We start from the raw sequence: 23,569 nt of genomic DNA on the forward strand, positions 1-23,569 counted from the left end.
ACGGAGGCCGAACCACAGCGGCCGAACCACAGAGGCCAAGGACGGGAACGCATGACGGTGCTCGGTGTCGACATCGGTACGTCCAGCAGCAAGGGTGTGCTGGTCGCCGCGGACGGAACGGTCCTGGCCACCGCGGCGCGCCCGCACACGGTGGACCGTCCACGGCCCGGACACGTCGAGATGGACGCGCGGGTGTGGTGGGACGAGTTCGTCTCCCTCACCCGTGAACTGACCGCCCGCGGGGCCGTGGTCGACGCGGTCGGCGTCAGCGGCATGGGGCCGTGCGTCGCCCTCGCCGACGAGAGGGACACGCCCCTGCATCCGGCGATCCTCTACGGCGTCGACACCCGCGCCACCGCCCAGATCGACCGGCTCGACGCCGAACTCGGCCGTGAGGCGATCCTGGCGCGCTGCGGCTCACTGCTGTCCACCCAGGCGGTGGGCCCCAAGATCCTCTGGCTGGCCGAGCACTGCCCCGAGGTCGTCGCGCGCGCCCGACGGCTCTACATGCCGAGCTCCTACCTGGTGCGCGAACTCACCGGCGCCTACGTCCTCGACCACCACTCGGCGAGCCAGTCGGTGCCGTTGTACGACTCGCTCGCGCACCAGTGGTACCGGCCGTGGGCGCGCCGTGTCGCGCCGGACCTCGAACTGCCGCCGCTGCGCTGGCCCGGCGACATCGCCGGGCGGGTCACGGCAGAGGCGGCGACCGCCACCGGGCTGCGTGCCGGCACCCCGGTGATCACCGGCACCGTCGACGCGTGGTCGGAGGCGCTGAGCGTGGGCGCCCAGCGTCCCGGCGATCTGATGCTGATGTACGGCAGCACCATGTTCCTGATCCACACCGTCGCCGAACGGCTGCTGGTCCCCCGACTGTGGAGCACCGTGGGCGCGTTGCCCGCCACCCGCAGCCTGGCCGGCGGCATGGCCACCTCCGGGGTGATCACCGACTGGCTGCGGGACCTGTTCGGCGGGGGCCGTCACGACGCCCCCGACCACGACACCCTCCTCGCCGAGGCCGCGGCGTCCGGTCCCGGCGCGGGCGGCCTGCTGATGCTGCCCTACTTCGCGGGGGAGCGGACCCCCGTCGCCGACCCGGACGCCCGCGGGGTGATCGCCGGGCTGACCGTGGAGCACACCCGGGGAGACCTCTACCGCGCCGCGCTGGAGGCCACGGCCCACGGTGTACGGCACAACGTCGAGGCGATGCGGGCGGCGGGCGCCGACATCCGCAGGACCGTCGCCGTCGGCGGAGGCACCCGGGGCGGACTGTGGACCCGCGTCGTCTCCGACACCACCGGACTGGAACAGGAGGTCAGGGCCGTCACGCTGGGCGCGAGCTACGGCGCCGCGTACCTGGCCGCACGGGCGACGGGCGACGCGGACATCGACAGCTGGAACCCGGTGCGCGAGCGCGTACGGCCCGACGCGGGACTCCGGCCCGTCTACGACGATCTCCACGACCTCTATCTGCGGCTGTACCCGGCCACCCGCGACATCGGCCACGCCCTCGCCCGCCACCGGCGCGCCGGCGCCCGCACACCGAGGGGGACCGGCCCCTGATCCCCGTCCACGCCCGCACCCCGGGTATCGGAATCACGGACGCGTCCGTGATAGTGGTCCCGGAATCGAAAGGTGTACGAGGCAATCAAGGATGTCCGTGGACACGAGCAAGAGTACGACCGGCGACGGAACGACCCCCGACGGCGACGCGCCGGACCGCACCGTCGCGAGAGGCACAGGCTGGCGCCGCTGGGCCATGGACACCCGTCCCCTGCGGCGCCCCGCGTACCGCCGGCTGTGGTCGTCGACGATCGTCACCTCGGTGGGCAGCCAACTCACGGCGGTGGCCGTGCCCAAGCAGATCTACGACATCACCGGCTCCTCCGCGTGGGTGGGTTACGCGAGCCTCGCCGGACTGCTGCCGCTGACGGTGTTCGCCCTGTGGGGCGGGGCGATCGCCGACAGCATGGACCGCCGCAAGCTGCTGCTGCTCACCAACACCGGCCTGGCGGTCACGTCCGTGCTGTTCTGGGTCCAGGCCTTCACCGGTCTCGACTCCGTCGCCGTCCTGATGGTCCTGCTCGCCCTCCAGCAGGCCTTCTTCGGACTGAACGCGCCGGCTCGCAGCGCCTCCATCGCCCGGCTGGTCCCGGCCGAGGAACTCCCGGCGGCGAACGCGCTCGGCTCCACCGTGATGCAGACCGGACTGGTCGCGGGTCCCCTGCTCGCCGGAGTGCTCATCCCCGTCGTCGGCCTGTCCGAGCTCTATCTGATCGACGCCGTGGCCCTGACCGCGACGGTGTGGGCGGTCGTACGGCTGCCCGCGCTGCCGCCCGAGACGACGACGGAGCGGAAGCGGGCCGGCGTACGGGCCGTCGCCGACGGGTTCCGCTACATCTCGCTCCACAAGGTCCTGCTGCTGTCCTTCCTCGCCGACATCATCGCCATGGTGTTCGGCATGCCCCGCGCCCTCTTCCCGCAGCTCGCCGCCCGCACCTACGACTCCTACGGCCAAGGCATGGCGCTCGGCCTGCTGTTCGCGGCCATCCCGATCGGCGCGGTGCTGGGCGGACTGACGTCGGGCACCTTCTCCCGCGCCCGCCACCACGGCCTGATGGTCATCGGGTCGGTCATCGCCTGGGGCGCGGCCATCGCCGGCCTCGGCCTGACCACGAACCTCTGGGTGGCCGTGGCGTTCCTCGCCGCGGCCGGCGTCGCCGACATGGTCTCGATGGTCTTCCGCGGCGCGATTCTGCTGTCCGCCGCCACCGACGAGATGCGCGGCCGGATGCAGGGTGTCTTCACCGTGGTGGTCGCGGGCGGACCGCGTCTCGCCGATGTCCTGCACGGCACCCTGGGCTCGGCGTTCGGCGCGCGCGCCGCCGTCACCGGCGGCGGCCTCCTGGTCATCGCCGCCACCCTCGTCCTGGCCCTGGCGTCCCCGGCTCTGCGCGAATACCGGATCTGAGAAATGCCCGCGAGTTCGTCCCCCGGAAAGCCCCCCTGAAACGAAAGTCCCCCCGAAACGAATTCCGTGAACGTCGGGATCGCCGATGTCCCTGATTTGCGGGGGAATTCCCCGGGGGGCCGTTCCCCGGGGGCGGGGGTATGGTCGGGGCATGAATACGGCGAGCTATGCAGTACTGGCTGTATCACAGGAACAACTCAACGTGTTCCTCGCCTTCATCGGCGGCATGATCGTCTCCGGCATCCTCATCTGGGCCGTGCAGCTCGGCATGACCGTCCGGGACAAGGAACCCGCACCGCCACGTCCCGAGGAGCAGCCCCACCTGCCCGAATGGGGAGCGGTCCACGAGGAGCGCGAGATGCGGGAGCCGGAGGAGGTGCCGGTGGCGGCGCAGGAGAGCGAGCGGCTCATGCCCTACCAGCTCCACCACGCGGCGACCAGACGGGGCGAGGACCAGCAGCGCAAGCGCTGGCACCCGGGATCCAGCGGTTCGTTCGGCAGCGGTGGCCCCGGCCACGTGTGAACCCGGGGGCGGCCCGCGCGCGGCCCCGCACCGCTGCCCGCCCGCTCACGGCAGGTCCGCCGCCGAGTCCTCCGGCGCCAGATCGGGCCGCAGCCGCAGCCACGAGGGCTGCCTGAGCAGCCCGGCCCGGGTGCGGGTGCTGTAGCGGACCTCGCCGACCAGCCGGGGCAGGACCCAGCGGGCACCCGGCACCCTCGGGTCGCGGTCGAAGGGGCACACCCGTGTCCCCAGCGCCCGCAGCAGGTCGGCGAGCGCGGACCGTTCGGCCGCCGTCCAGCCGGTGCCCACCCGGCCGACGTACCGCAGCCGCCCCGCGTCGCGCTGCCCCACCAGCAGTGCCCCGGGCACCCCGGCGAGCCGCCCCCGGCCGGGCAGCCAGCCGCCCACGATCACATCGACGGCCCGCACGTTGCGGATCTTGATCCAGTGCCGGGAGCGCACACCCGGCTCGTACACCGAGTCCAGCCGCTTGCACACCAGCCCCTCCAGACCGTGCTCCCTGGTGGCGTCGAGGGCCCGCGCGCCGTGCCCGACGATCGCTTCGGGCGTGGACCAGTACGGCCCGTCCAGAGCCAGCGCCTCCAGCCGCGCTCGTCGGCCGGTGTAGGGCAGCGACGTCAGGTCGGCCCGCAGCACCATCACGTCGAACAGCACGAGGTGCACGGGGGTGCGCTCCGCCCGACGGGCCGCGAGCGCGGGGGAGTGGGCGAGGCCCATGCGGGACTGGAGCCGCTGGAAGTCACCGCGGCCCCGCTCGTCCGGCGCCACCACCTCGCCGTCCAGCACGGCGGGCGTACCGCCCAGCGCACCGCCCAGTGCGTGCAGCTCCGGATAGGCGCCGGTGACGACCTCACCCGAGCGGGCACGCAGTTCCACACCGCCGTCACCGGGCAGATAGACGACCACCCGCTGGCCGTCCTGTTTCGTCTCGTACGCCCACCGCGTGTCCTGCCCGGCGGGCGGCAGGACCCCGGGGGTGGCGAGCATGGGGGCGATCAGCGGCAGTCTCACGGGTCAGTTGTGGACGGCACGAGCCGTCCGCACGCGCCCCGGCCGGTCGATTTCCCCTGAACGGCGCCCCGATCGCCCGGACCGGACCACCTCCCCGCACGCGATGCGCCACTCCACCGAGGTAGATGACCGAACAAAGGTGCCACCGGCGTCGGTTCGCCGCCCTATGCTGACTCGCGAGTGATCGCCCTCCCCTCCACAGGAGTCACCGTGACACCAGCGCGTCGGCAGACCGCCCCAGGCACCGCAGTCCTCTCCCGGAAGGCCGTCGCCGCCGCCGTGCCCGTGGCCCTCGCCGCCGTCCTCGCGGCCACCACCCCGGCCTCGGCCGGGACGGTCGGCGCGGCGGGCGCCGGTGACCCGTACTTCCCGCTCCAGGGAAACGGCGGCTACGACGTCCGCCACTACGACCTGAGGCTCGGCTACGACACGTCCACCGGCCGTCTCACCGCACGGGCCGTCCTCAGCGCCCTCGCCACCCGGCGCCTGGGACGCTTCGACCTCGACCTGAGCGGCCTGAAGGTCACCGGCGTGAGCGTCGACCACGCCAAGGCGTCCTTCCGCCGCCGGGGCCAGGAACTCGTCGTCACCCCCCGGCACGCGCTCCACGCGGGCCGGCGGTTCCAGGTCACGGTCGACTACCAGGGCAAGCCCGGCCCGGTCACCGACCCGGACGGGTCGACCGACGGCTGGATCCCCACCGACGACGGCGCGTTCGTGGCGAACGAGCCGCAGGGCGCCATGACCTGGTTCCCGGCCAACAGCCACCCTCTGGACAAGGCGCTCTACGACATCACCATCACCGTCCCCGAGGGCCGCACCGCCGTGTCGGGTGGCGTCCTGGTCTCGCGGCGGACCAGGGGCGGCCACACCACGTTCCACTGGCGCCAGAGCGCACCGACGGCGGCGTACCTGGTCACGGCGACCATCGGCAGATTCAAGGTCGAGCGGTACACCACCCCCGACGGACTCGAGGTCTACAACGCCGTCGACCCCCGCGAGGCGGCGGCCGCCGCCCCGGTGCTGCGCAAGCTGCCCTCCGTCCTGGCCTGGGAGAGCGCGCGGTTCGGCCCCTACCCCTTCCGCGCGGCCGGAGCCGTCGTCGACAGGGCACCGCAGGTGGGCTACGCGCTGGAGACCCAGACCCGGCCCCTCTACGACCGCGCGCCCGACCTCGCCACGCTCGTCCACGAGAGCGCCCACCAGTGGTTCGGGGACTCCGTCACCCTGACCCGCTGGCAGGACATCTGGCTCAACGAGGGCTTCGCCACCTACGCCGAGTGGCTCTACAGCGAGCAGCACGGCGGCAGGACGGCACAGCAGGCCTTCGACGCCCTCTACGCGCGCCCCGCCGGCGACGACCTGTGGGCCTACCCGCCCGCGAACCCCGGCAGCGGGGCCCGGCTCTTCGACACCCCCGTCTACGCCCGCGGCGCCATGGCCCTGCAGCGGCTCCGCGTCACCGTGGGCGACGCGACCTTCCTGCGCGTCCTGCGCACCTGGGCCCAGGACCACCGCCACGGCCACGGCACCACGGACCAGTTCATCCGCCTCTCGGAGCGGCTGTCGGGCAAGAAGCTCGACCGGCTCTTCCACACCTGGATCGGCACCGCGGGCAAGCCGGCCAAGCCCTGAGCCCCGGGGCCCGTCCCCACCGACCCGGGTCAGGGCCTGCGGTAGATCGTGATGGAGTGCCCGACGTCGTCGATCGCCCTGCTGCCCCGCAGCAGGGCCTTGAGCCTGCCCCCGGCCTTGGCGACGGACGTGTCGGACACGGCGAGCAGTCCGTGCACACGGGACGGGGGCACCGTGAGCGGGTCGCGCCCGTGGATGCCGTACCAGGAGGGCACACCGCTGCCCTTGTAGACCAGCCAGACCTCGCGGTCGCTTGGGTGGCGCTCCCGCAGCCGGTCGGCGAGCCGCCCCAGGTCCTGCCCCCAGTCGACGTTCGAGTCGTGCAGCACGAGACGCGTCTTCGAGGGGCCGCCGAAGGCTTCGTTGGAGTACGGCAGATAGAAGGGGTACGCCCGCACCGAGCTGACCGCGACGAACACGGCCAGCGCGGCCGTCGCCGCGTACGCCCACCGCCGCCGCAGCGCGAGAACGCAGGCGGCGGCGACGGCCAGGAACACCGGGACGAACAGCGCGTAGCGCACCCCGAGGTCGCGTGAGCCCTGCGTCGCCGCCGCCAGCAGCACGGCCGGGGGCAGGAGCACGTACGGGACGGCCGGGCGCAGCCGGGGCACGGCCGCCAGGGCCAGGGCGCCGCCGAGCCACAGCGCGAGCATGCCCAGCGGCGTCTTCACCAGCAGCGCGGCCGGCAGGTAGTACCACAGCGAACCGCTGTAGAGCCGCCCGAACAGATAGCCGCGCCAGGTCATGTCCTCGAAGCCGAACTGGACGCGCATCCCGTCCCGGTACGCCTTGGGGAAGGGCAGCGCGTCGATGAGGAACCCGCGCGGCCCGTGCACCGCCGGCAGCCGCGCGGGCGCCGCCCAGCGCAGCCGGGGGTCGACCGCCAGATACACCGCCCACACCACACCCACCACGACCACCGCGACACCCGCGGCCGCCGCGAGGGCGTATGCGACACGGCGCGCCGCCCGACCCCGACCCGCCCCGGCCCGCCAGTACGACCATCCGGCCAGGGCCAGCAGCAGGGGCACCGCGGGCAGGGTGCTCATCTTGGTGGCCACGGCCGCCCCCGTCGCCACACCCGCGAGCGGCAGGTACAGGGCCGGCCTCTCCCGCGCCCGCCACGCCATCCAGGCCGCCGTCACCACGAACCCCGCCGCGGGCAGGTCGAGGGTGGCGAGCGAGCCGTTCGTGATCACGTCGGGCGAGAACGTGTACAGGGCGAGGGCCGTGAGGCCGCCCACGCGCCCGGTGAGATCGCGCGCGAACCCGAGGACGACCAGCCCGAACAGCAGCGTCAGCACGATCACCGGCAGCCGTGCCCAGAACATCACCCGCCAGGGGTCGTTGCTCGACTCGTACAGCAGCCGCCGCCCCAACCGGCCCTGGTCGCCCTGGAAGCCGGGGGCGAGACGAGGATGGGCGAACACCGTGCCGGCGGCGATGACCAGCTTGCCCAGCGGCGGATGCTCGGGGTTGAACCGCAGGCTGTGCTCCCGTACGTACACCACCGCCGTGCCCACGTAGACCGGCTCGTCGATCGTGGGACTCTGCTCGCGGGCGGTGGTGACCATGGCGAACGCCATCTGGGCCAGCAGCGCGATCACCGCCGCCACCAGCAGGAGCCGCCGGTGGCGCCGCAGCCGGGCGCGCCACCCCGGACCGTCGTACGTCATCGCCCGTGCCCCCCGGTGTGCGTCCCGCCCAGGTCGTCCGCGCATCCCGCGCCCATGCATGCTGCCATGCCCTGTGCTACGTGGGCGTCACGCGAAAACGCTCAACGGGTCGAACAGGTCTGTGCGGGTCGCTGGACTGTTCGCGGTCCTCTGCCCGGGACATGCCGCCCGAGGGCGCCTGCGAAGGAAACCAAGGGAGTTGTGATTACCTTCAGGGGCGGGCGTACTCCTGGCGGACGGCCGCGGCGAGTTGGGCCAAGGCCTCCTGCGCGCCGGTGCGGTCGGCCGCGTCGAGCAGGGCGAGCGTGTCCGCCGCGGCCTCGCGGACCACATGGGGCACCTCGTCCAGCGCGGCCATCCGATAGGCGAGAGTGCGCCGCGCGGCGCACTCCTCGGGACTGACCCCCGCGGGTCCGCTGCGCGGGAAGACCGCGGCCTCGTAGGCGGCGACGTGGAGGAGTACCCCGTGCGCGATCCCTTCGGCGTAGCCCCGCATCCCGGCCTGGCGCTGGGCGGCGGCGAAGTGCCGCAGTGCGCGGCGGCGGAAGAGGAGGGCGCCGAGCGCGCCCGCCGCGCCCGAGCACACCGCGGCGCCGAGGGCGACCGGCGCCCCGCCGAAGAGCGCGCCGACCAACGCGCCGCTCGCCGTCGTCAGACAGATCAGTCCGGCCACGAGCAGCAGCAGGGCGCGGGCGGGGGTGATCTGAGCCATGGCGTGAAGTCTGCCAGGCGTCGCCCCGCCCCGGGTCCGGATCGGCCCGCCGGGGTGCCGGTGGGACGTGATGTGCGACACGTGCGCCGACGTCGCGCCGGCGGTCGTCGGACGATCCGTGCTGGGCACGGCTTGATCGGTGATCACGTGCGGCAAATCCGCTGGCCACAGGGGGTTCCCGGCATTTGACACTTTGTTGCGTGCGCAGATAGGAAACAAGGCGCGGAAGTGGAGAGGTGGACTGTGCGCGAGCCCAATGTGATCGGCGACTGGCAGGAATGCGCGGACGAGCATGCCGGTCTGCGTGTCCGGGTCCACGGCCTGGAAAAGGCCGAGCCGCCCCGGGGGCGGGACGACGCCGCCGACGGCCTCACCTATTTCCGCTTCCGGGTGACCGTCGAGAACCGTATGGCGGACCCCATCGGAATTCACCTCGAGGACGGTCAACTCGACATCCGCATCGGGCCTGAGGGCGAGAGCGCGTTCCTCGACTGGCGCAACTCGCAGTTCATCGAGGGTTTCGACCTCTATCCGCTGCGCCGCGCGACCGCCGTGCTGTACGCGGCCGCCTCGGAGTCCACGTTGAACGTGGTCGACATCCAGGTGCAGTTGAAGGCGGACGACGACTGGGCCGACCGCTATCTGTGGTCCGGCGACATGACCGCGCCGGACGGTGCGCCCGGCTCGGGTGTCCGTTCGGAGGGCGCCCTGGAGAGCCTGGATCTCCAGATCACCACGTTCCTGCGCGAACAGGCCGAGCGGGGACAGGGCTGAACCGTCCCCACCCGCCCGTGCCTCACTCCCGGTAGACGGTGAGCGCGGCGCCGTTGATCTCGATGCGCTGCGGCGTGGGGCCCTCGCCCTTGCGCAGCAGCGCGAGGCACTGCTCGAACAGCGCCAGTTCCTCCTCGGAGAGCACGGCGGCCGCGAGGTCGAGCAGTTCGCCGATGGAGGCGTCGGTGAGGTCTGCGGGCAGTTCACCGGAGAGCAGGACCACGTACTCGCCCGACGGGTTTTTGACGATGGCGGTGGTGGGGCCGCCGTGTACGAAGAGCAAGGTTCCCCCTAGAGGGCCTGGGCGTGTGCCTTACTGGGCCCGGGCAGGAGGAGAGACTAGCCGCGGATCTTGCCCCTTTGGGTGAAAGCGGCGTCTTTGGGTCCATGTGGCGCGCGAGGCGGTAGTGCGCGCCCCGCGCGTCCGCCCGCCGTCAGGAGGTACCGGGGGTGCGGCCGAGCAGGGACTCCACCAGTGCCGCGACATGGCGTCGATCGTCGGCCGACAGGCGCTGCACACTTGCGATGAGCACGTCGACCTCCGGGTCGCCGGAGGGCTCGGCGGCCGGGGCGGGCTCGTCCGTGGGCGCGTAGAGATGGATTCCGCAGGCCTTCGCGGCGGCCTGGCGGATGGTGCTCAACGGGATCCCGAGCCCGAGGGCCAGCCCTTCGAGGGTGGCCGGCTGGGGCATACGGGCCATGTGGTCGGCCGTGGCGAGGTGGTGGACCGTCGAGCGCGGGATGCTTCCGCGGCGAGCGACGTCACCGTACGACCAGCGTTCGCTGTCCAACTTCGCGCGGATGATCTGCTGCAGTGCGTTGGCCACCGATGGTCACTTCCTGCTCGCCGGCATGCGGAACTCTTCCGTGTCGGATCATTCTAAAGGCGACTTGGGTGTGTTACGGAAGGTGTTCCCCTGAACCGCTTGCGTAACCCCTGTCGCGGCCCGTAGTGTCCAATCTCGTTGGACGGCCCGTCCGACGGAGTTGGACGCGATCCGGGGGGACCTGACCGCGTCCGACGGACACACCTTTCCCGAACCCTGAGGGGGAATCGATCATGATGGATCCTCGTGAGCTTGACGCCGAGTCCGCGGAGCTGCTGCCGGGCCGTGAGGCCCTCGGTCGCCTGAAGTTCAGCTTCAGCAAGTCCGTGAACGTCACCAAGCACGTCGCCAACGTCCAGGCGCACAACGAGTCGGCCGCGCTCAACGACCACTCGCTGTACTCCGCGGCCGACTCCGGTGCCGCCCAGGCCATCAACATCCACCAGTGATCCGGTGCCGTACGGACCGACGCCCCGGCGCCGTACGGCACGTGGTACCGCCGCGGCGAAGCACCACCACATCTCCGCCCGCCGCGGCGGTACCCGCACTGGACACCGACATCCGACGGCGTTTCACCCGCCGTCCACCGGGCGGTCATCGCTGACCGTCCGGCACCCATCACGTCTTTCAACGAAGATCTTGAGAAAAGGACACGCCATGAGCATGAACGCGCACGAGCTGGAAGCCGAGTCCGCCGAGCTGCTGCCGGGTCGCGAGGCCCTCGGTCGCCTGAAGTTCAGCTTCAGCAAGTCCGTGAACGTCACCAAGCACGTCGCCAACGTCCAGGCGCACAACGAGTCGGCCGCGCTCAACGACCACTCCGCCTTCTCGGTCGCCCAGTCGCAGGCATCGCAGTCGATCAACATCCATCAGTAACCCCCTTGCCACTGAGGGAAGTTCGGCGGACCGCGCAGGGCGACCTGCGCGGTCCGCACCGTGGGGGAGGAAGACGCCCATGACGCTGCTCGGGGACAACACCGCGGCGCTGTACGACACAGGTCCGGTACCGGGTCCCGGGGGGATGCCGGTGACGTACGACCAGGTATCCACCGGTGGCTTCGACGTCATCGGCCTGGAGAGGCCGGTCGTCCCGCGGCTGAGCGCCGGGCTCAAGCTGCACGGTGAGTACCAGGGATCGGGGTTCAACGAGCCCCGGTACATCGCCCGTCGGGGGGACGGGCAGGTCGTGCAGCTGTCACGACTGCTGTACCTCGTCGCGTCGTCGATCGACGGCTACCGCGACATCGAGACCATCGCCCACCGGGTCAGCGGGCGCTTCGGGCGCGAGGTCAGCACGGAGAACATCCGCTATCTCGTCGAGAACAAGCTCGAACCGCTCGGCGTGACCGTGCCCGACGGGCAGGAGGACGACCAGGTCAGCGCGCCCCGGTCGGACCTGCTCCTCGCGCTCAAGGGCCATCGCGTCCTGTTCGACGAGCGCCGCGTGACCCGGATCGCCCGCTCGCTCTCCTGGCTGCACCGGCCCTTGGTCGTGGCCGCCGTACTCATCGCCATGGCCGCACTGGACGTGTGGCTGTTCGTGTTCTTCGGCGCGATCACGCCCGTGCTCGAAGTGCTCGACCAGCCGGTGCTCCTCCTCGCGGTGTTCGTGCTGACCGTGGCCTCCCTGGTCTTCCACGAGTTCGGCCACGCCTCCGCCTGCCGGTACGGCGGAGCCCGGCCCGGCTGCATCGGCTGCGGGCTCTTCCTCATCTGGCCCTCGATGTACACGGACGTCACCGACGTCTACCGCATCGGCAGAGGCGGCCGGCTGCGCACCGACCTCGGCGGCGTCTACTTCAACGTCGTCTTCATGCTGGGCCTCGCCGCCTGCTACTTCGCGACCGGTCAGCCGTTCTTCCTGGCCGCCGTCTACCTCGGGCACTTCGAGATCCTCGAACAGCTGATGCCCGCCGTCCGCCTGGACGGCTACTACATCCTGGGCGACCTCGCCGGCGTCCCCGACCTCTACGGCAAGATCAAGCCGATCCTGCTGAGCCTGGTCCCCGGCGCCAGGGGCCGCGCCGCCCGTGCCGAGGTCGCCGGGCTGAAGAAGTCGGCCAGGACCATCGTCGCCACCTGGGTGCTGACGATGGTGCCGCTGCTGGTGGGCGAACTCGGCTACGCGCTGTGGAACCTGCCGCGGCTCACCACCACGATGATCCGCTCCCTGACCGAGCAGGTGCTGGGCACCGGTGAGGCGTTCGCGCACGCCCAGATCGCCGCCGGTCTCATGGGCGTGGTCGGGTGCGTGATGCTGCTGTGCCCGATGGCCGGTGTGGTGTACCTGTCGGTGAAACTCGGCGGGCGCCTGTGGCGGGGCGGTGTGACGTCGACGGCCGGCCGGCCGGGGCTGCGCGTGGCGCTCAGCGCGCTGCTGCTGCTGAGCCTCGGCGGCCTCAGCTATGCCTGGGTGTCGGGACTGACGCCCGAGCCGCTGCCCAAGAGGCCTCCCATCGCCCCGATCCTGCAGCCCGGTGTGACACCGTCGCCGCCACCGGCCCGGCAGGCGACGGTCCCCGACCCGACCGACGCCTCCCCGTCGGCCTCGCCCACGACCACCCCGTCCGACAGCGCGTCGGCGACGACGTCGGCCGGTCCCTCGGCCTCGACGAGTCCCTCGGCCTTGGTGAGCACGGGCCCCACCGCACCGGCGTCGTCCGCCGCCGCCAGCGCGCCGCCGCCGTCCGCCACCGCCGGCAGCGGGCAGCCCTCCTCCTCGCAACCCACGGGTCCCGAGACCCAGCCGCCCGCCGAGTCCTCGCCCCCGCCCCAGAGCCCGTCCGCGACGGAGAGTTCCAGTGAGCCTCCCGTCGAGCCGACGCCGCCCAGCACTCCCTGACCACCCCGGGCCGTCGCCCGTGGGTCGAGCGGACCGGCTCCGGTCCTGGGCCCGGGGCCGGTCCTCACGTTCCGCCGTCGCGAGGGCACCGGGGCGCCCCGCACGCGGAGTTCCGTCCAACGAATCTCACTCCACCAGGAGACGCATGTGAGTCAGCATCGCAAACCCCGCGCGCACTCCGCGTTCAGCCAACGGGCCGTCCGTGTAGGGCTGTTCGCCGCCGGAGCGGCCGGGATCGCCACCGCCGTGCCCGCGCAGGCGGCGTCGGCCCTGCCGCAGCACGCGGCGATCGTCACCGACCAGACGTCCAGCCGCGCCGACTTCGTCCACCACCAGCAGGTCCGGGACTCCTTCACCGTGCGCCAGTTCGGCACGGTCAACGCCGCGGCCGTGCGCAACCAGGCGACCGCCATGGGGGTGGGCTGCTCGGTCGACGACCACTGCCGTTCGGTCGCGCTGTCCTTCCAGATCGTCACGATGGCCGGTGACCCCACGCACCTGAACGCCATCAACCGCGGTGACGCCCGCAACGAGCACTGCGACGGCTGCCAGACCCTCGCGGGGGCCTACCAGTTCGTCGTCTCCACGCCGCACGCCCTCACCCTGGACAAGGCGAGCCGGCAGAAGCTCGACGACATCCACCGGCGGCTGGACGCGCTGACGCGCTCGACGCTTCCGGCCACCGACCTCAAGACCCGGGCGGACGCCCTGGCCGCCGAGGTCGACAAGGTGCTCGCCGACGCGGTCGCCAAGGCTCCCAAGGGAGCTCAGCGGCCGAGCGTCACCCTCCACCGCCACCTGGACGGCTGGCCCGTCCACTGACCGGGACCGTCACGGCCCGTCGTCCCGCGGTGTGCGGGGCGGCGGGCCGCTCGGCGTGCGCGAGGTTAATGGCCGGAGATGGACGTTCCGGATGTGCGCCCCCGTGCATACGATGCCGTCGCTCCCGTCCTTCACAAGGCGGTCACAGCGCCTTCACAGGAGGGGCTGTGCGTGCTGTCCATTGGCATGCGCATGACTTTCGCACGGTCCGTGACGACCCGGCATCGCAGGTGCGCCGGGTCGCACCCCCCAGCCATCGGCGGTGCACACCGCCGGGACACCGATGCAACGGATAGGAGAACCATGGCCGGTGGACTGCTCCTGAGCGCCGCCACAGCGGCACTCCTCGCCGCCGTACTCCCTGCCGGCGACCCGTCCTCCGGGATCACCGACCCGCCCCCGGACAAGATCGTCATCAAGGTCGCCACCGTGAACGGATCCGGCTGCCCGCAGGGCAGCGCCGCGGTCGCCGTCTCGCCGGACAACACCGCCTTCACGGTCACCTACAGCACCTACGTGGCCCAGGTCGGCGGCGGCGCCGACCCGACCGCGTTCCGCAGGAACTGCCAGGTCAACCTGATCGTCCATGTGCCGCAGGGCTTCACCTACGCCATCGCGAGCGCCGACTACCGCGGCTTCGCCTCCCTGCAGAGAGGGGCCACCAGCACGGAGAAGGCGTCGTACTACTTCCAGGGCTCCCCGGACACGGCGGCGATCACCCACCCGTTCCGCGGCCCCTACAACGACGACTGGCAGACGACGGACACCACCGACTGGTCGCAGCTCGTGTGGGCGCCCTGCGGGGTCCAGCGCAACTTCAACATCAACACCGAGCTCCGGGTCAACGCGGGCACGTCCGCGCCCGGCAGCACCAGCTTCATGACGATGGACTCGACGGACGGTGACATCAACACCGTCTACCACCTGGCATGGAAGGAGTGCCCCGCGTCCTGACCCGCTCCGCCTCCCCGCGCCGCCACCGGTCCCCTCGCACCAGGGCCGGTGGCGGCCGCATGCGCGGCGCCCGGCGAACTCGACTGCGGGGCAACGGAATTCGGAGCCGAATCCTCCGTGAGAGGACTGGCACCGGCAAACGCCGGTTCCCTAGGATGAGTTGCCCGCCGAGCCGGTATCGACGGCACGGCCCGGATCTGGGGAAGCAATGCACTCTGGCAGGCAGTTGTCCACATCGATCGACGCTACGGTGCCCACCGCCGCCCGCATGTACGACTACTACCTCGGAGGCAAGGACAACTACGCGGCCGACCGCGCGGCCGTCGAGGAACTGGACAAGGTCGTGCCCAGCACGCGGGCCCTCGCCCTGAACAACCGGCGGTTCCTGCAGCGGGTCGTGCGCACCCTCGCGGAGGACCACGGCATCCGGCAGTTCCTGGACCACGGATCCGGCCTGCCCACGCAGAACAACGTCCACCAGGTCGCGCAGCAGGTCGACCCCACCACCCATGTGGTGTACGTGGACAACGACCCGATGGTCCTGGTGCACGGCCGTGCCCTGCTGGAGCAGGACGAGCGCACCGCGGTCATCCAGGCCGACATGCGGGAGACGGAGCAGATCTTCTCCCACCCCGAGACGCAGCGTCTGATCGACTTCTCGCAGCCGGTGGCCGTGCTGTTCAACTCGGTGATGCACTGCATTCCGGACAGCGAGACGGACGGCCCGGCGGCTCTGGCCGCCCGGGTGGCGCGGCGACTGGTGCCCGGCAGCTTCATGGTGATGTGCCAGCTCGTCAGCGAGGACGAGAAGGTCCGCGCGTTCGTCACCGACTTCATGGACCAGGCCACCCAGGGGCACTGGGGCCGGGTGCGTCAGCAGAAGGACGTCGCCGGGTGGTTCGAGGAGCTGGACGTGCTCGACCCGGGCCTGGTGGAGGTGTCCACCTGGCGGCCCGACACCGAGGTGTCTCCCCGTCAACTCACCCAGGAGTGGATCGAGTTCGGGGGCGTCGGACGCATCGGGTGACCCCGCGCCACCCGGGCCGAGGCGCAGGGCTCAGAAGCGCTCGTCCAGCATCCGCTGGATCAGGGCGAGTGTGGCACGGGGGTTGAGGGCCTCGTCGGCGAGACGGTCGAGCACCACCCGGTACTCCTCCGTCTCGTCGCGGTCCTCCAGGAAGTTGGCGCTCTTTATGTGCTCCAGGTAGACGATGTCCGGCAGGTCCAGGCCCCCGAACCGCAGATACGTCACCGGGAACGCGGGAGTCGAGGCGTTCGTCACGTCCAGCGGCACGACCTGGAGGATCACGTGCGGCTGCTGGGCCATCTCATGCAGATGCTCCAACTGCTCGCGCATCACCTCGGGGCCGCCCAGCATCCGCAGCAGGACGGACTCGTCCACCACGGCCCACAGTTGGGGCGCGTCCTCGCGCGAGAGCAGTTCGCGGCGCCGCAGCCGCAGGTCCACCCGGCGTTCCACCTCGGCCGCCGACGCCGTGGGCAGACCGCGCTCCACCACCGCCCGGGCGTAGGCGGGCGTCTGCAACAGGCCGGGGACGTACTGGATCTCGAACGTACGGATGGCGGCGGCCGCCTCCTGGAGTCCGACCAGGCGGTCGAACCACTCGGGCATCAGCCTCTTGTCGTAGCGCTGCCACCAGCCGGGCTCACCCGCGCGCCGCAGCAACTGCAGCAGGACCGAGGCCTCGTACGCGTCGGTGCCGTACAGGTCGAGCAGCGCGCGGACATCGGCCTCCGTGGGAGGCTTGCGGCCCTTGCCGGACTCGATCCGCGACAGCTTGGCGGCGCTGAATCCGACCGAGCGCGCCGCCTGCTCCTGGGCGAGGCCCGCGTCCTCGCGTATGCCGCTCAACTGCACACCGACCAGCATCTTCAGCAGGGTCGGGGCGGGTTCGGTTCTGCTCAGATACGGTTCGAGGCGGGAGACGCGGTGCGACTCGGCGGACATCCTGACTCCCGGTTGGCCGGCGGACGACTGGTCCGCATTATCGCACTCCGCCGGGCCGCACCGCATGCTCCGTACCGTCCGGAGTCGATTCACACGAGGTGGTCGAACTCCCCGTCCCTGGCGCCGGCCAGGAAGGCGGCCATCTCGGCGGGGGTGTACACGAGCGCGGGACCCTCCGGGTGGCGCGAGTTGCGCATCGCTATCGCCCCGTCGGCCAGGGTCGCCACCTCGACGCAGTTCCCCTCCGCGTTGCTGTGCCGGCTCTTGATCCAGCGCACGTCCAACGCGCTGGCCCTGACTCCGTTCGGCACTGAACTCACCACAGTCTCCTCGCTGGTTGATCCGCCATGGGGCGAGGGCGCGCGTGCCACGGGCCGAGCGCGCCGCCGCGGCCCCACGGCTCGCGGTCTTCCTCTCCATCGTGCAATTTCCCGTGCAATTGCACAACGGCGTTGACTGCGTGGATAATAGCGGGGGCGTCACAGCAGAGCGGACGCCGGGGACTGACGTCGTATCAGGGAGATGCCGTGCCATCACCTGTACTCGCGCAGCGTGCTCCAGGCTGCCTTCCGGGCAGGGCTGCGCCCCGGGTGGGAACGACCGCCCATCGTGTCCACGCGGCGCGCGTCGCCGCTTCGGAAAGGACGACCGGGGCCCTGCCCCACACGGCTCGCGGGGAGCGGACATGGTCACACCGTTGAAGGATCTGGGGCACGTGCAGTGGGACACCATCAAGGATTCCAGCGGATCCGCGAAGGCCATCCCGGTCCTGCTGCGCAGCGTCGCCTGGGGGGACGAGGACACCGCCCGCGAGGCGCTCGGTGACCTCAGGGCCCGGATCTGCCAGTACGGCTTCGTGGTCGAGCAGGCGACCGCCGCCACCGTCCCCTTCCTGTGGGAGCTGGCCCAGCTTCCCCAGGTGAGGTGCCGGGCGCAGATCCTCCGGCTGCTCGGCAGCATCGCCGCGGCCCGGCAGTGGGAGAGCACCGCCTCCGTGTACCCCAAGCTGCTCAACTACCGCGACGACTACGTGGGGTGGGAGCGTGCGGCACGGCGTGCCGTCCGCGCTGACACGGACGTGCTGGAGCAGCTGCGCGCGGAGCCGGACACCGAAGTCGCCGAGGCCGCCGCGGAACTGGCGACCGCGCTCGCGGCCTGACGGGCACCGGGCTCCTGAGAGCGACCGGCCACCGACCGGGCGAAGACGGGCGTCCTTTCGATTGGTACCCGCGGGTCCCGGGTATCCGGTGCTCCACACGCACCGAGGAAGGGACACCCGTGACCATCGAGAGACCGTGGACGTACGAGGCGGGCAGCGGCCATGTCGAGGGGCAGGACCTGATCGGCTTCACCGTCCAGGCCACGGACGGAGTAGTGGGGCAGGTCGACCGGCAGGCCGACGGGCCCGGCATGCGGCATCTGATCGTGGACACCGGGGTGTGGGTCTTCGGCAAGAGCGTCCTCATCCCCGCGGGCGTCGTCACCGGTATCGACACCGAGGAGCGGCAGATCACGCTGGCCTGCTCCAAGGATGAGGTGAAGGCCGCGCCCCTGTTCCGCACCGACAGCGAGACGCTGGACCCGGACTACCTCGCCGGCGTCGACGACTACTACCGCGGCCTCCCGCCCCGCCACGCCGAGTGACGCTGCCCCGCGCACCCGGCACATCGTGCCGCCACAGGGGCGTCGCCGGTTCCGGCGTCGCCCCTTGTGGCACCCTTGCCTCCCGCGCCGCAGGGTAGACGGGAGATGATGACAGCACAGGACCACACCCCAGAGTCCCTCGCCCGCAGGGCGGACGGGCACCGGGCTTCCGGTGGGCGGACCGCGTGCCGGCACCGCACCGGGGTCCTCGCGACGACGGGGGAGTACACGGGGGAGACCATGGAGAGCACTCTGGCCTGCGGGAACGTCGGGCAGGACCCGACGCCGGATCCGGGCGCGCGATGATACCGGCGGGCATGCCCGCGCCCGGCCCGCGCCGGGGCGAGGTGGGGCAGGAGCGCACGGCGGGCGGCTGCGCGCACCACGCGCCGACGGCCGAGGGAACGCCGCCCGCGTCCGCTCAGGCGGTCACGAGCGCGGCCTCGGCCCGCGCGCACGTGCTGGCCCTCCTGCGCGGGCGCACGGACGGGGACGACACCGCCCCCCCGGCGTCGGCCGATCAGGCCGACCAAGCGGTCACCGATCTGCTGCTGGTCACCTCGGAGCTGGTCTCCAACGCCTTCCGGCACGGAGGCGGTCTCGTGGCCTTCCAGGCGGCCGTGACCCCCGAGGGCGTCCGGATCGGTGTCCACGACCGCAGCGGGGAGATCCCGCCGGTGGCCTTCGGCTCCGGTGCGCTGCCCGTCGGACACCAGGGCGGGGGATACGGATGGCCGTTGATCATCAAGCTGGCGCGGGACATCTCCATCGAACGGTGTGCCGCTGGCGGGAAGGTCGTGAGTGTGCTGGTGCCCCTGGCGCCGCCGTTCTGACACCGCTTCTCGCGCGGTGCCCGCCGGTCAGGCCCCTACCAGGGCAGAAATACATGGACGTCCTTGCCGTCCGGCTGCACGACCACACTCACCTGGTGGCACAGCGTGTGCACCAGATGCCACCCGATGCCCCCCGCCCGGCCCGGCCGGAAGGGCCGGGGTGAGGGCGGAGTGGTGCTGGTGTCGTGCACGGTCACATGCACGGAGTCGAACGTCGGCCGCATCCGCACCGTGAAGCCGCCCGGGGCGTACTGCACGGCGTTGGCGGCGAGCTCGTCGACGACCAGGAGCACGTCGTTCCAGTGCTCCGGACTCGTCGGTGGCGAGGCCCGCGCGAGGCGGCGCAGGAACTCCTCGGCGGCCAGTCGCGCACCCGTCACGTCGCGCGGTTCGCCCCCGAACTCGCCGAAGAGGCACTCGACCGTCTCGAACGGCCAGGGCTTGTCGTCCCAACGAGGTTCGGTTGCCATGCCGTCCTTCCCCCGGCCGGCACCACCGGCCGGTGTCGTCGTTCGTCACGCTGTCGCCCGGCCCCCCTGATGACAGTTGCCGAAAAGAGTGCGCCTACGCCTGTGGGATACACGTGTACTCGGAGGCGGTCTGGGTAGCAGCGCCGCACGGAGCGGCCGAGCCGCTGCGAAGCCAATGCGTGGCCGGCGTGGGAAAGCGCGGTGGGAGTTGACCGTGAGGTGACGGAGGCAGATGAGGCGGGCGGCACTCCACGGGCGGTGGCCCGCGGGCTCGCGGACGCGGTGGAGAGCCTGGTGACCCTGTGGATCTCGGCGGCGGAGTCCGTCACACCCCGATTGTCGAGACATCAGCTGAAGGCGTTGACGGCGGTGATGCACCGCTCGGAACTCAATCTCACCGCGCTGGCCGACACCCTGGGCATCGCGCTGCCCGCCGCGAGCAGACTCTGCGACCGGCTGGAGGCGGCGGGCCTGCTGGAGCGCGTGCCGCATCCGCTCAACCGGCGGGAACTGAAGCTGGAGGTCACCGCGCAGGGGCGCAAGGTGCTGGGCGAGGTCGCCGAACGCAGGGCGGTGCACCTCGAGGCGGTGCTCGTGGCCATGGCACCGGCGCAGCGGGAGGCGCTGGCCCGGGGGCTGCGCGCGGTGCGGGAGGTCCGCGGACCGGGCGAGGAGGACTGAGGCCCTACCGGGGCGTCTCCTCGGCCACGTGGCACAGCAGGAGGCAGACGTCGTCGTCCCGTTCCGAGTCCTTGAGCATGGGGTCCAGGATGTGGTCCGCCGCGCTCTCCAGGTCGTGGGACAGATCGTGCGCGGCCAGGACCGACATCGCCTCGGTGAGACGTTCGATACCCGGATCGATCCCGTGGGCGCGCCGCTCCACCAGGCCGTCCGTGTACAGAGCGAGGGTCGCCCCGGCCGGCAGTTCCACGGTGTGGTCCTCGATGTCCTGGCGCAGCGGGATGCCCAGCATGGCACCCGGCTTGTCGTCCAGGGTGCGCACCCGGCCGTCGGGGGTGCGCAGCACCGGCGGCGGATGACCGGCGGCCGCCCAGGTCAGCACCCGTTCGCCGGGACGGAACCGGGCGATGACCGCCGTCGCGTACAGATCCGGCTGCAGATGGTGCAGGAACAGGTGCAGCCGGGTCAGGAGCCGGCCCGGGCTGCCGCCGTCGACCGCGTAGGCCCGCAGCGCCGTACGCAGCTGGCTCATCATCACCGCCGCGTGCAGCCCGTGGCCGGTGACATCCCCTATGACGGCGATCAGGCTGCCGTCGGGCTGGCGGAAGGCGTCGTACCAGTCGCCGCCGATGTTCAGACCGTGGGTCGCCGGAAGGTAGCGCGCGGCCAGGTGCAGCCCCGGGGGGCTGGGCAGGTCGGTGAGCAGCGCCCGCTGCAGCGTCTCGGCGATGTCGCGGTTGTGTTCGAAGCGCTGCGCGTTGTCGATCGCGGTCCCGGCCCTGCGGGCCAGTTCGATCAGCATCACCGCGTCGTCCGGGTCCCAGTGGTCGCCGGGCGGAGTGAGGATGAGCACGCCGAGTGTCGTACGCCGGGCCGGCAGGGGCAGGCACAGGTGCGGCCGGGTGGGGTGCAGGGCGGACGGCGGCCGGTCCTCCACGCCGGGCAGCCCGCCCGGGTGCGGGGCCGCGTACTGCGGCCGGCCGGTGCGCGCGGCGACCACCGCCGCGGCGGGCCGCGGCGCGTGCCCCCGCTCGGCCTCCTCGTCGCCGAGCAGCCATACGTCGACCGTGTGCGCGTAGGACGGCATCAGCAGCTCCGGGAGCAGCCGCACGATCTCCTCGTGGTTGAGGGACGCCGTCAGCGCGTCGCTGGAGTCGGCGAGGAAGGTGAGCCTGCGGCGCGCCTCCTCCGCCTCCGTGCGCGCGGCGCGCTCGGCGGCGAACAGCTCGCGCTGCGCCTCGCCCGCCGCGTCGAGTTCCGCGTGCAGGGCCAGCACGCCCTGGTTCGTCTGGTGCAGTTCCTCCCGGTGGAACTCGACCAGCGTCTCCTGCTCCGTGAGCGCGTCCAGCACCAGGGCCGTGTCGTCGTCGGAGTCCAGGAGCGCCTCGGCGAGGGACTCGGGGGCGGGCGGCGTCGAGGCCAGCGCGTCAGGCGCGGCGGCGGGCTCCGTCGTCGGTACGGCCGCACGCCACGTCGGCTGTTCGGCGGGTCCGTCGTCCGGTACCGCGCTGAGGGCGAGCCGCAGCTGGGGGTGCTCCGCACGGCCGGGCGGCGCGGCGGTGTGCACGGTCAGCCGCCAGGTGCCGCCCTTGGCCAGGGCCTGGCGCAACTGCGCGGTGAGCGCGGTGAGCAGGCGCGTACGGTCGCGGACGGGCACACCGTGCCCGGCCGCCAGCCGGGCGGTGTCGGTGCGCGCGCGGGCGGCGTCCACCACGGAGGTGATGTGCCAGGTGTGGGTCATGGCCGCCGACTCGTCGCCGTGGGGGAGAGCACCGCCACCGCGGTGTCGTCCCGTACGGGCCGGGCGGAGCTGCTGGCGTCCCGCACGATCAGCGCCGCCGTCACCCCCGGGTCGAGTGCCGGGGGCACGTCGGGGTGCAGCGACCACCGGCTGGGCAGTCCGTCGCTGTGCAGGACGAGCAGGCAGTCCGGGGACCAGGGCAGCCGGTGGCGGGGGATGTGCGCGGGCCGGTGGGCGCCGACTATCCCCGGATGCGACAGCAGATGCTGCCAGCTGTCCCCGGTGCGCAGCCTGGCTCCCACGTTGCCGATGCCGGAGAACTCCAGTCGCCCCGCGGCCAGGTCGAGCTGGGCCACGGCCACCGCGGCACCCCTGGTGTCGCGCAGCGCGTCGTGCAGGTGCCGGAGGAGTTCCTCGGGCGTGAGCATGGCGTGCAGCCGCAGCTGCCGTACGGCGGCGTCGGAGGCCTCGGCCGCGGCCGGGCCGTGGCCCAGCCCGTCGGCGAGGAGCAGCGTGACGCGGTCGCCGGAGCGCGTGCAGGCCCAGGCGTCGCCCGAATCGCCCGCCACCAACGGGATGTTGACCCCTCCCGCGCGGACCGGCGCCGGCCCGCTCCCGTCCTGCTCCCTTCCCTGGGTCCTCGCCGAGGCGTGGATGCGGGCCAGGGCGACGGTGCCGCGCCCGGGGGAGCTGTGGAGGTCGAAGTCGTCCGCGAGACGGCGGCAGGTGCCGAGGCCCGCGCCCAGCGAGGCCGTCGTGGAGAAGCCGTCGCCCAGCGCGGCCGGGAGGTCCTCGATACCCGGTCCGTGATCGATCGCGGTGATCTGCAGCGCGGGCCGCGGCTCGGCCGCCCCGTCCACGAGGGCGGCGTCCACCGTCTCGATCAGTATCTGCCCGCCGCCCGCGTGCTTGAGCAGGTTGGTGGCGAGCTCGGTGGCGACGAGTTCGGCCGCGGCGGCACGGTCGGCAGGCAGCCCTGCCTGTGCCGAGGCGTCCTTCGCCGCGACCCGGGCGTCCCGGACCCGGGTCGGATCGTGCACGGGGACGTCCCGGACGTGGCTCATCGCGCCTCCTCGCGGGGGCGCGGCGGCCCGGCGGTCCAGCAGACCACGGTGATCGACGTACCGGCACCGGGGGTGGTGTCGATGGAGAACTCGTGGACCAGGCGGCGGGCCCCGCCCAGCCCGAGGCCGAGGCCGCCCCCCGAGGTGTAGCCGTCGGTCAGCGCCCGCTCGACGTCGGCGATGCCGGGGCCCTCGTCGCTGAAGGTCAGCCGCAGCCCGCGGGCGCGGCCGTTGTCCACGACCGCGCTCTCCACCTGTCCGCCGCCTCCGTGGACGAGGGTGTTGCGGGCCAGCTCGCTGGCCGCGGTGATCAGCTTGGTCTGCTCCACCAGACCGAAGCCGACCTCGGCCGCCGTCCGCCGCACATGCTGCCGCACCCACGCCAGATCCATGTCCGAGCGGATGGGCAGGCGTGCGGCG

26 protein-coding genes are annotated in these 23,569 nt (G+C 72.2%); 15 read left to right on the forward strand and 11 right to left on the reverse strand.

The window, feature by feature from the left end:
- Positions 1–51: 51 nt before the first annotated feature.
- The 3 genes from AB0C59_RS18150 (at position 52) to AB0C59_RS18160 (ending at position 3,494) form a co-directional block, all read left to right on the forward strand.
- Entirely contained in the window at positions 52–1,563 is a 1,512-nt protein-coding gene (locus tag AB0C59_RS18150; protein ID WP_363005595.1) for an FGGY-family carbohydrate kinase, read from the forward strand.
- A gap of 97 nt (positions 1,564–1,660) precedes the next feature.
- Positions 1,661–2,971 (forward strand): MFS transporter, encoded by a 1,311-nt coding sequence (locus tag AB0C59_RS18155; protein WP_363005597.1) that lies wholly within the window; start codon positions 1,661–1,663, stop codon positions 2,969–2,971.
- Positions 2,972–3,122: 151 nt separating this feature from the next.
- On the forward strand, positions 3,123–3,494 hold the full coding sequence (locus AB0C59_RS18160) for a DUF6479 family protein (protein ID WP_363005599.1): 372 nt from the start codon (positions 3,123–3,125) through the stop codon (positions 3,492–3,494).
- 45 nt (positions 3,495–3,539) lie between these two features.
- Here AB0C59_RS18160 and AB0C59_RS18165 read toward each other — a convergent pair whose 3' ends face one another.
- Positions 3,540–4,505, reverse strand: coding sequence for an ATP-dependent DNA ligase (locus AB0C59_RS18165; protein ID WP_363005601.1), 966 nt, complete (start codon positions 4,503–4,505; stop codon positions 3,540–3,542).
- 210 nt (positions 4,506–4,715) lie between these two features.
- On the opposite strand from AB0C59_RS18165, the gene AB0C59_RS18170 reads away from it, so the two are divergent.
- Positions 4,716–6,140, forward strand: coding sequence for a M1 family metallopeptidase (locus tag AB0C59_RS18170; RefSeq protein WP_363005603.1), 1,425 nt, complete (start codon positions 4,716–4,718; stop codon positions 6,138–6,140).
- A gap of 29 nt (positions 6,141–6,169) precedes the next feature.
- Here the strand turns inward: AB0C59_RS18170 and AB0C59_RS18175 are convergent, their stop codons facing one another.
- Positions 6,170–7,816 (reverse strand): phospholipid carrier-dependent glycosyltransferase, encoded by a 1,647-nt coding sequence (locus AB0C59_RS18175; protein ID WP_363005605.1) that lies wholly within the window; start codon positions 7,814–7,816, stop codon positions 6,170–6,172.
- A 211-nt stretch (positions 7,817–8,027) separates the two neighbouring features.
- The gene (locus AB0C59_RS18180; RefSeq protein WP_363005607.1) at positions 8,028–8,528 is read right to left on the reverse strand and encodes a hypothetical protein; all 501 of its coding nucleotides are present in this window, start codon (positions 8,526–8,528) and stop codon (positions 8,028–8,030) included.
- Between the two features lie 243 nt (positions 8,529–8,771).
- Here AB0C59_RS18180 and AB0C59_RS18185 point away from each other — a divergent pair, with 243 nt between their 5' ends.
- Positions 8,772–9,302: a hypothetical protein gene (locus tag AB0C59_RS18185; RefSeq protein ID WP_363005609.1), complete on the forward strand. Its 531-nt coding sequence runs from the start codon at positions 8,772–8,774 to the stop codon at positions 9,300–9,302.
- A 22-nt stretch (positions 9,303–9,324) separates the two neighbouring features.
- Here AB0C59_RS18185 and AB0C59_RS18190 read toward each other — a convergent pair whose 3' ends face one another.
- Both AB0C59_RS18190 and AB0C59_RS18195 read right to left on the reverse strand, forming a co-directional pair.
- Complete coding sequence (locus tag AB0C59_RS18190; RefSeq protein WP_363005611.1) at positions 9,325–9,585, reverse strand: hypothetical protein; 261 nt, start codon at positions 9,583–9,585, stop codon at positions 9,325–9,327.
- A gap of 151 nt (positions 9,586–9,736) precedes the next feature.
- Positions 9,737–10,129, reverse strand: coding sequence for a transcriptional regulator (locus AB0C59_RS18195; protein WP_363005613.1), 393 nt, complete (start codon positions 10,127–10,129; stop codon positions 9,737–9,739).
- A gap of 233 nt (positions 10,130–10,362) precedes the next feature.
- Between AB0C59_RS18195 and AB0C59_RS18200 the strand changes: the two genes are divergently transcribed.
- The 6 genes from AB0C59_RS18200 to AB0C59_RS18225 all read left to right on the forward strand — a co-directional run bounded on the left by AB0C59_RS18200 (position 10,363) and on the right by AB0C59_RS18225 (position 15,774).
- Positions 10,363–10,578, forward strand: a complete 216-nt coding sequence (locus tag AB0C59_RS18200; RefSeq protein WP_363005615.1) for a hypothetical protein — start codon at positions 10,363–10,365, stop codon at positions 10,576–10,578.
- 208 nt (positions 10,579–10,786) lie between these two features.
- The gene (locus tag AB0C59_RS18205; RefSeq protein ID WP_363005617.1) at positions 10,787–11,005 is read left to right on the forward strand and encodes a hypothetical protein; all 219 of its coding nucleotides are present in this window, start codon (positions 10,787–10,789) and stop codon (positions 11,003–11,005) included.
- A 79-nt stretch (positions 11,006–11,084) separates the two neighbouring features.
- The gene (locus tag AB0C59_RS18210) at positions 11,085–12,971 is read left to right on the forward strand and encodes a hypothetical protein (protein WP_363005619.1); all 1,887 of its coding nucleotides are present in this window, start codon (positions 11,085–11,087) and stop codon (positions 12,969–12,971) included.
- 147 nt (positions 12,972–13,118) lie between these two features.
- A complete protein-coding gene (locus AB0C59_RS18215; protein WP_363005621.1) occupies positions 13,119–13,793 on the forward strand; it encodes a hypothetical protein in 675 nt (224 codons plus the stop codon).
- A gap of 303 nt (positions 13,794–14,096) precedes the next feature.
- On the forward strand, positions 14,097–14,747 hold the full coding sequence (locus tag AB0C59_RS18220; RefSeq protein ID WP_363005623.1) for a DUF4360 domain-containing protein: 651 nt from the start codon (positions 14,097–14,099) through the stop codon (positions 14,745–14,747).
- Positions 14,748–14,955: 208 nt separating this feature from the next.
- Positions 14,956–15,774 carry an SAM-dependent methyltransferase gene (locus tag AB0C59_RS18225; RefSeq protein WP_363005625.1) on the forward strand — a complete coding sequence of 273 codons (819 nt, stop codon included), beginning with the start codon at positions 14,956–14,958 and terminating at the stop codon, positions 15,772–15,774.
- A 30-nt stretch (positions 15,775–15,804) separates the two neighbouring features.
- On the opposite strand, the gene AB0C59_RS18230 is transcribed toward AB0C59_RS18225, so the two are convergent.
- On the reverse strand, positions 15,805–16,716 hold the full coding sequence (locus AB0C59_RS18230) for a helix-turn-helix transcriptional regulator (protein ID WP_363005627.1): 912 nt from the start codon (positions 16,714–16,716) through the stop codon (positions 15,805–15,807).
- Between the two features lie 89 nt (positions 16,717–16,805).
- On the reverse strand, positions 16,806–17,036 hold the full coding sequence (locus tag AB0C59_RS18235) for a DUF397 domain-containing protein (RefSeq protein ID WP_363005629.1): 231 nt from the start codon (positions 17,034–17,036) through the stop codon (positions 16,806–16,808).
- Positions 17,037–17,401: 365 nt separating this feature from the next.
- Here AB0C59_RS18235 and AB0C59_RS18240 point away from each other — a divergent pair, with 365 nt between their 5' ends.
- The 3 genes from AB0C59_RS18240 (at position 17,402) to AB0C59_RS18250 (ending at position 19,193) form a co-directional block, all read left to right on the forward strand.
- Positions 17,402–17,875 carry a hypothetical protein gene (locus AB0C59_RS18240; RefSeq protein WP_363005631.1) on the forward strand — a complete coding sequence of 158 codons (474 nt, stop codon included), beginning with the start codon at positions 17,402–17,404 and terminating at the stop codon, positions 17,873–17,875.
- A gap of 119 nt (positions 17,876–17,994) precedes the next feature.
- On the forward strand, positions 17,995–18,360 hold the full coding sequence (locus tag AB0C59_RS18245) for a PRC-barrel domain containing protein (RefSeq protein ID WP_363005633.1): 366 nt from the start codon (positions 17,995–17,997) through the stop codon (positions 18,358–18,360).
- Positions 18,361–18,677: 317 nt separating this feature from the next.
- Positions 18,678–19,193 carry an ATP-binding protein gene (locus AB0C59_RS18250; protein WP_363005635.1) on the forward strand — a complete coding sequence of 172 codons (516 nt, stop codon included), beginning with the start codon at positions 18,678–18,680 and terminating at the stop codon, positions 19,191–19,193.
- Positions 19,194–19,228: 35 nt separating this feature from the next.
- Here the strand turns inward: AB0C59_RS18250 and AB0C59_RS18255 are convergent, their stop codons facing one another.
- A complete protein-coding gene (locus AB0C59_RS18255) occupies positions 19,229–19,663 on the reverse strand; it encodes an ATP-binding protein (protein WP_363005637.1) in 435 nt (144 codons plus the stop codon).
- A gap of 219 nt (positions 19,664–19,882) precedes the next feature.
- On the opposite strand from AB0C59_RS18255, the gene AB0C59_RS18260 reads away from it, so the two are divergent.
- Complete coding sequence (locus AB0C59_RS18260) at positions 19,883–20,344, forward strand: MarR family transcriptional regulator (protein WP_363005639.1); 462 nt, start codon at positions 19,883–19,885, stop codon at positions 20,342–20,344.
- 4 nt (positions 20,345–20,348) lie between these two features.
- Here AB0C59_RS18260 and AB0C59_RS18265 read toward each other — a convergent pair whose 3' ends face one another.
- The 3 genes from AB0C59_RS18265 to AB0C59_RS18275 are packed head-to-tail and all read right to left on the reverse strand — an operon-like array spanning position 20,349 to position 23,541.
- Positions 20,349–22,085, reverse strand: coding sequence for a SpoIIE family protein phosphatase (locus AB0C59_RS18265; protein WP_363005641.1), 1,737 nt, complete (start codon positions 22,083–22,085; stop codon positions 20,349–20,351).
- Complete coding sequence (locus AB0C59_RS18270; RefSeq protein WP_363005642.1) at positions 22,082–23,149, reverse strand: ATP-binding SpoIIE family protein phosphatase; 1,068 nt, start codon at positions 23,147–23,149, stop codon at positions 22,082–22,084. The genes AB0C59_RS18265 and AB0C59_RS18270 overlap by 4 nt, the downstream gene beginning before the upstream one ends.
- Positions 23,146–23,541 carry an anti-sigma regulatory factor gene (locus AB0C59_RS18275; RefSeq protein ID WP_363005795.1) on the reverse strand — a complete coding sequence of 132 codons (396 nt, stop codon included), beginning with the start codon at positions 23,539–23,541 and terminating at the stop codon, positions 23,146–23,148. Before AB0C59_RS18275 ends, AB0C59_RS18270 begins: the two co-directional genes overlap by 4 nt.
- Positions 23,542–23,569: the final 28 nt, after the last annotated feature.

The organism is Streptomyces sp. NPDC048664, assembly GCF_040650555.1.
GTDB lineage: Bacteria > Actinomycetota > Actinomycetes > Streptomycetales > Streptomycetaceae > Streptomyces.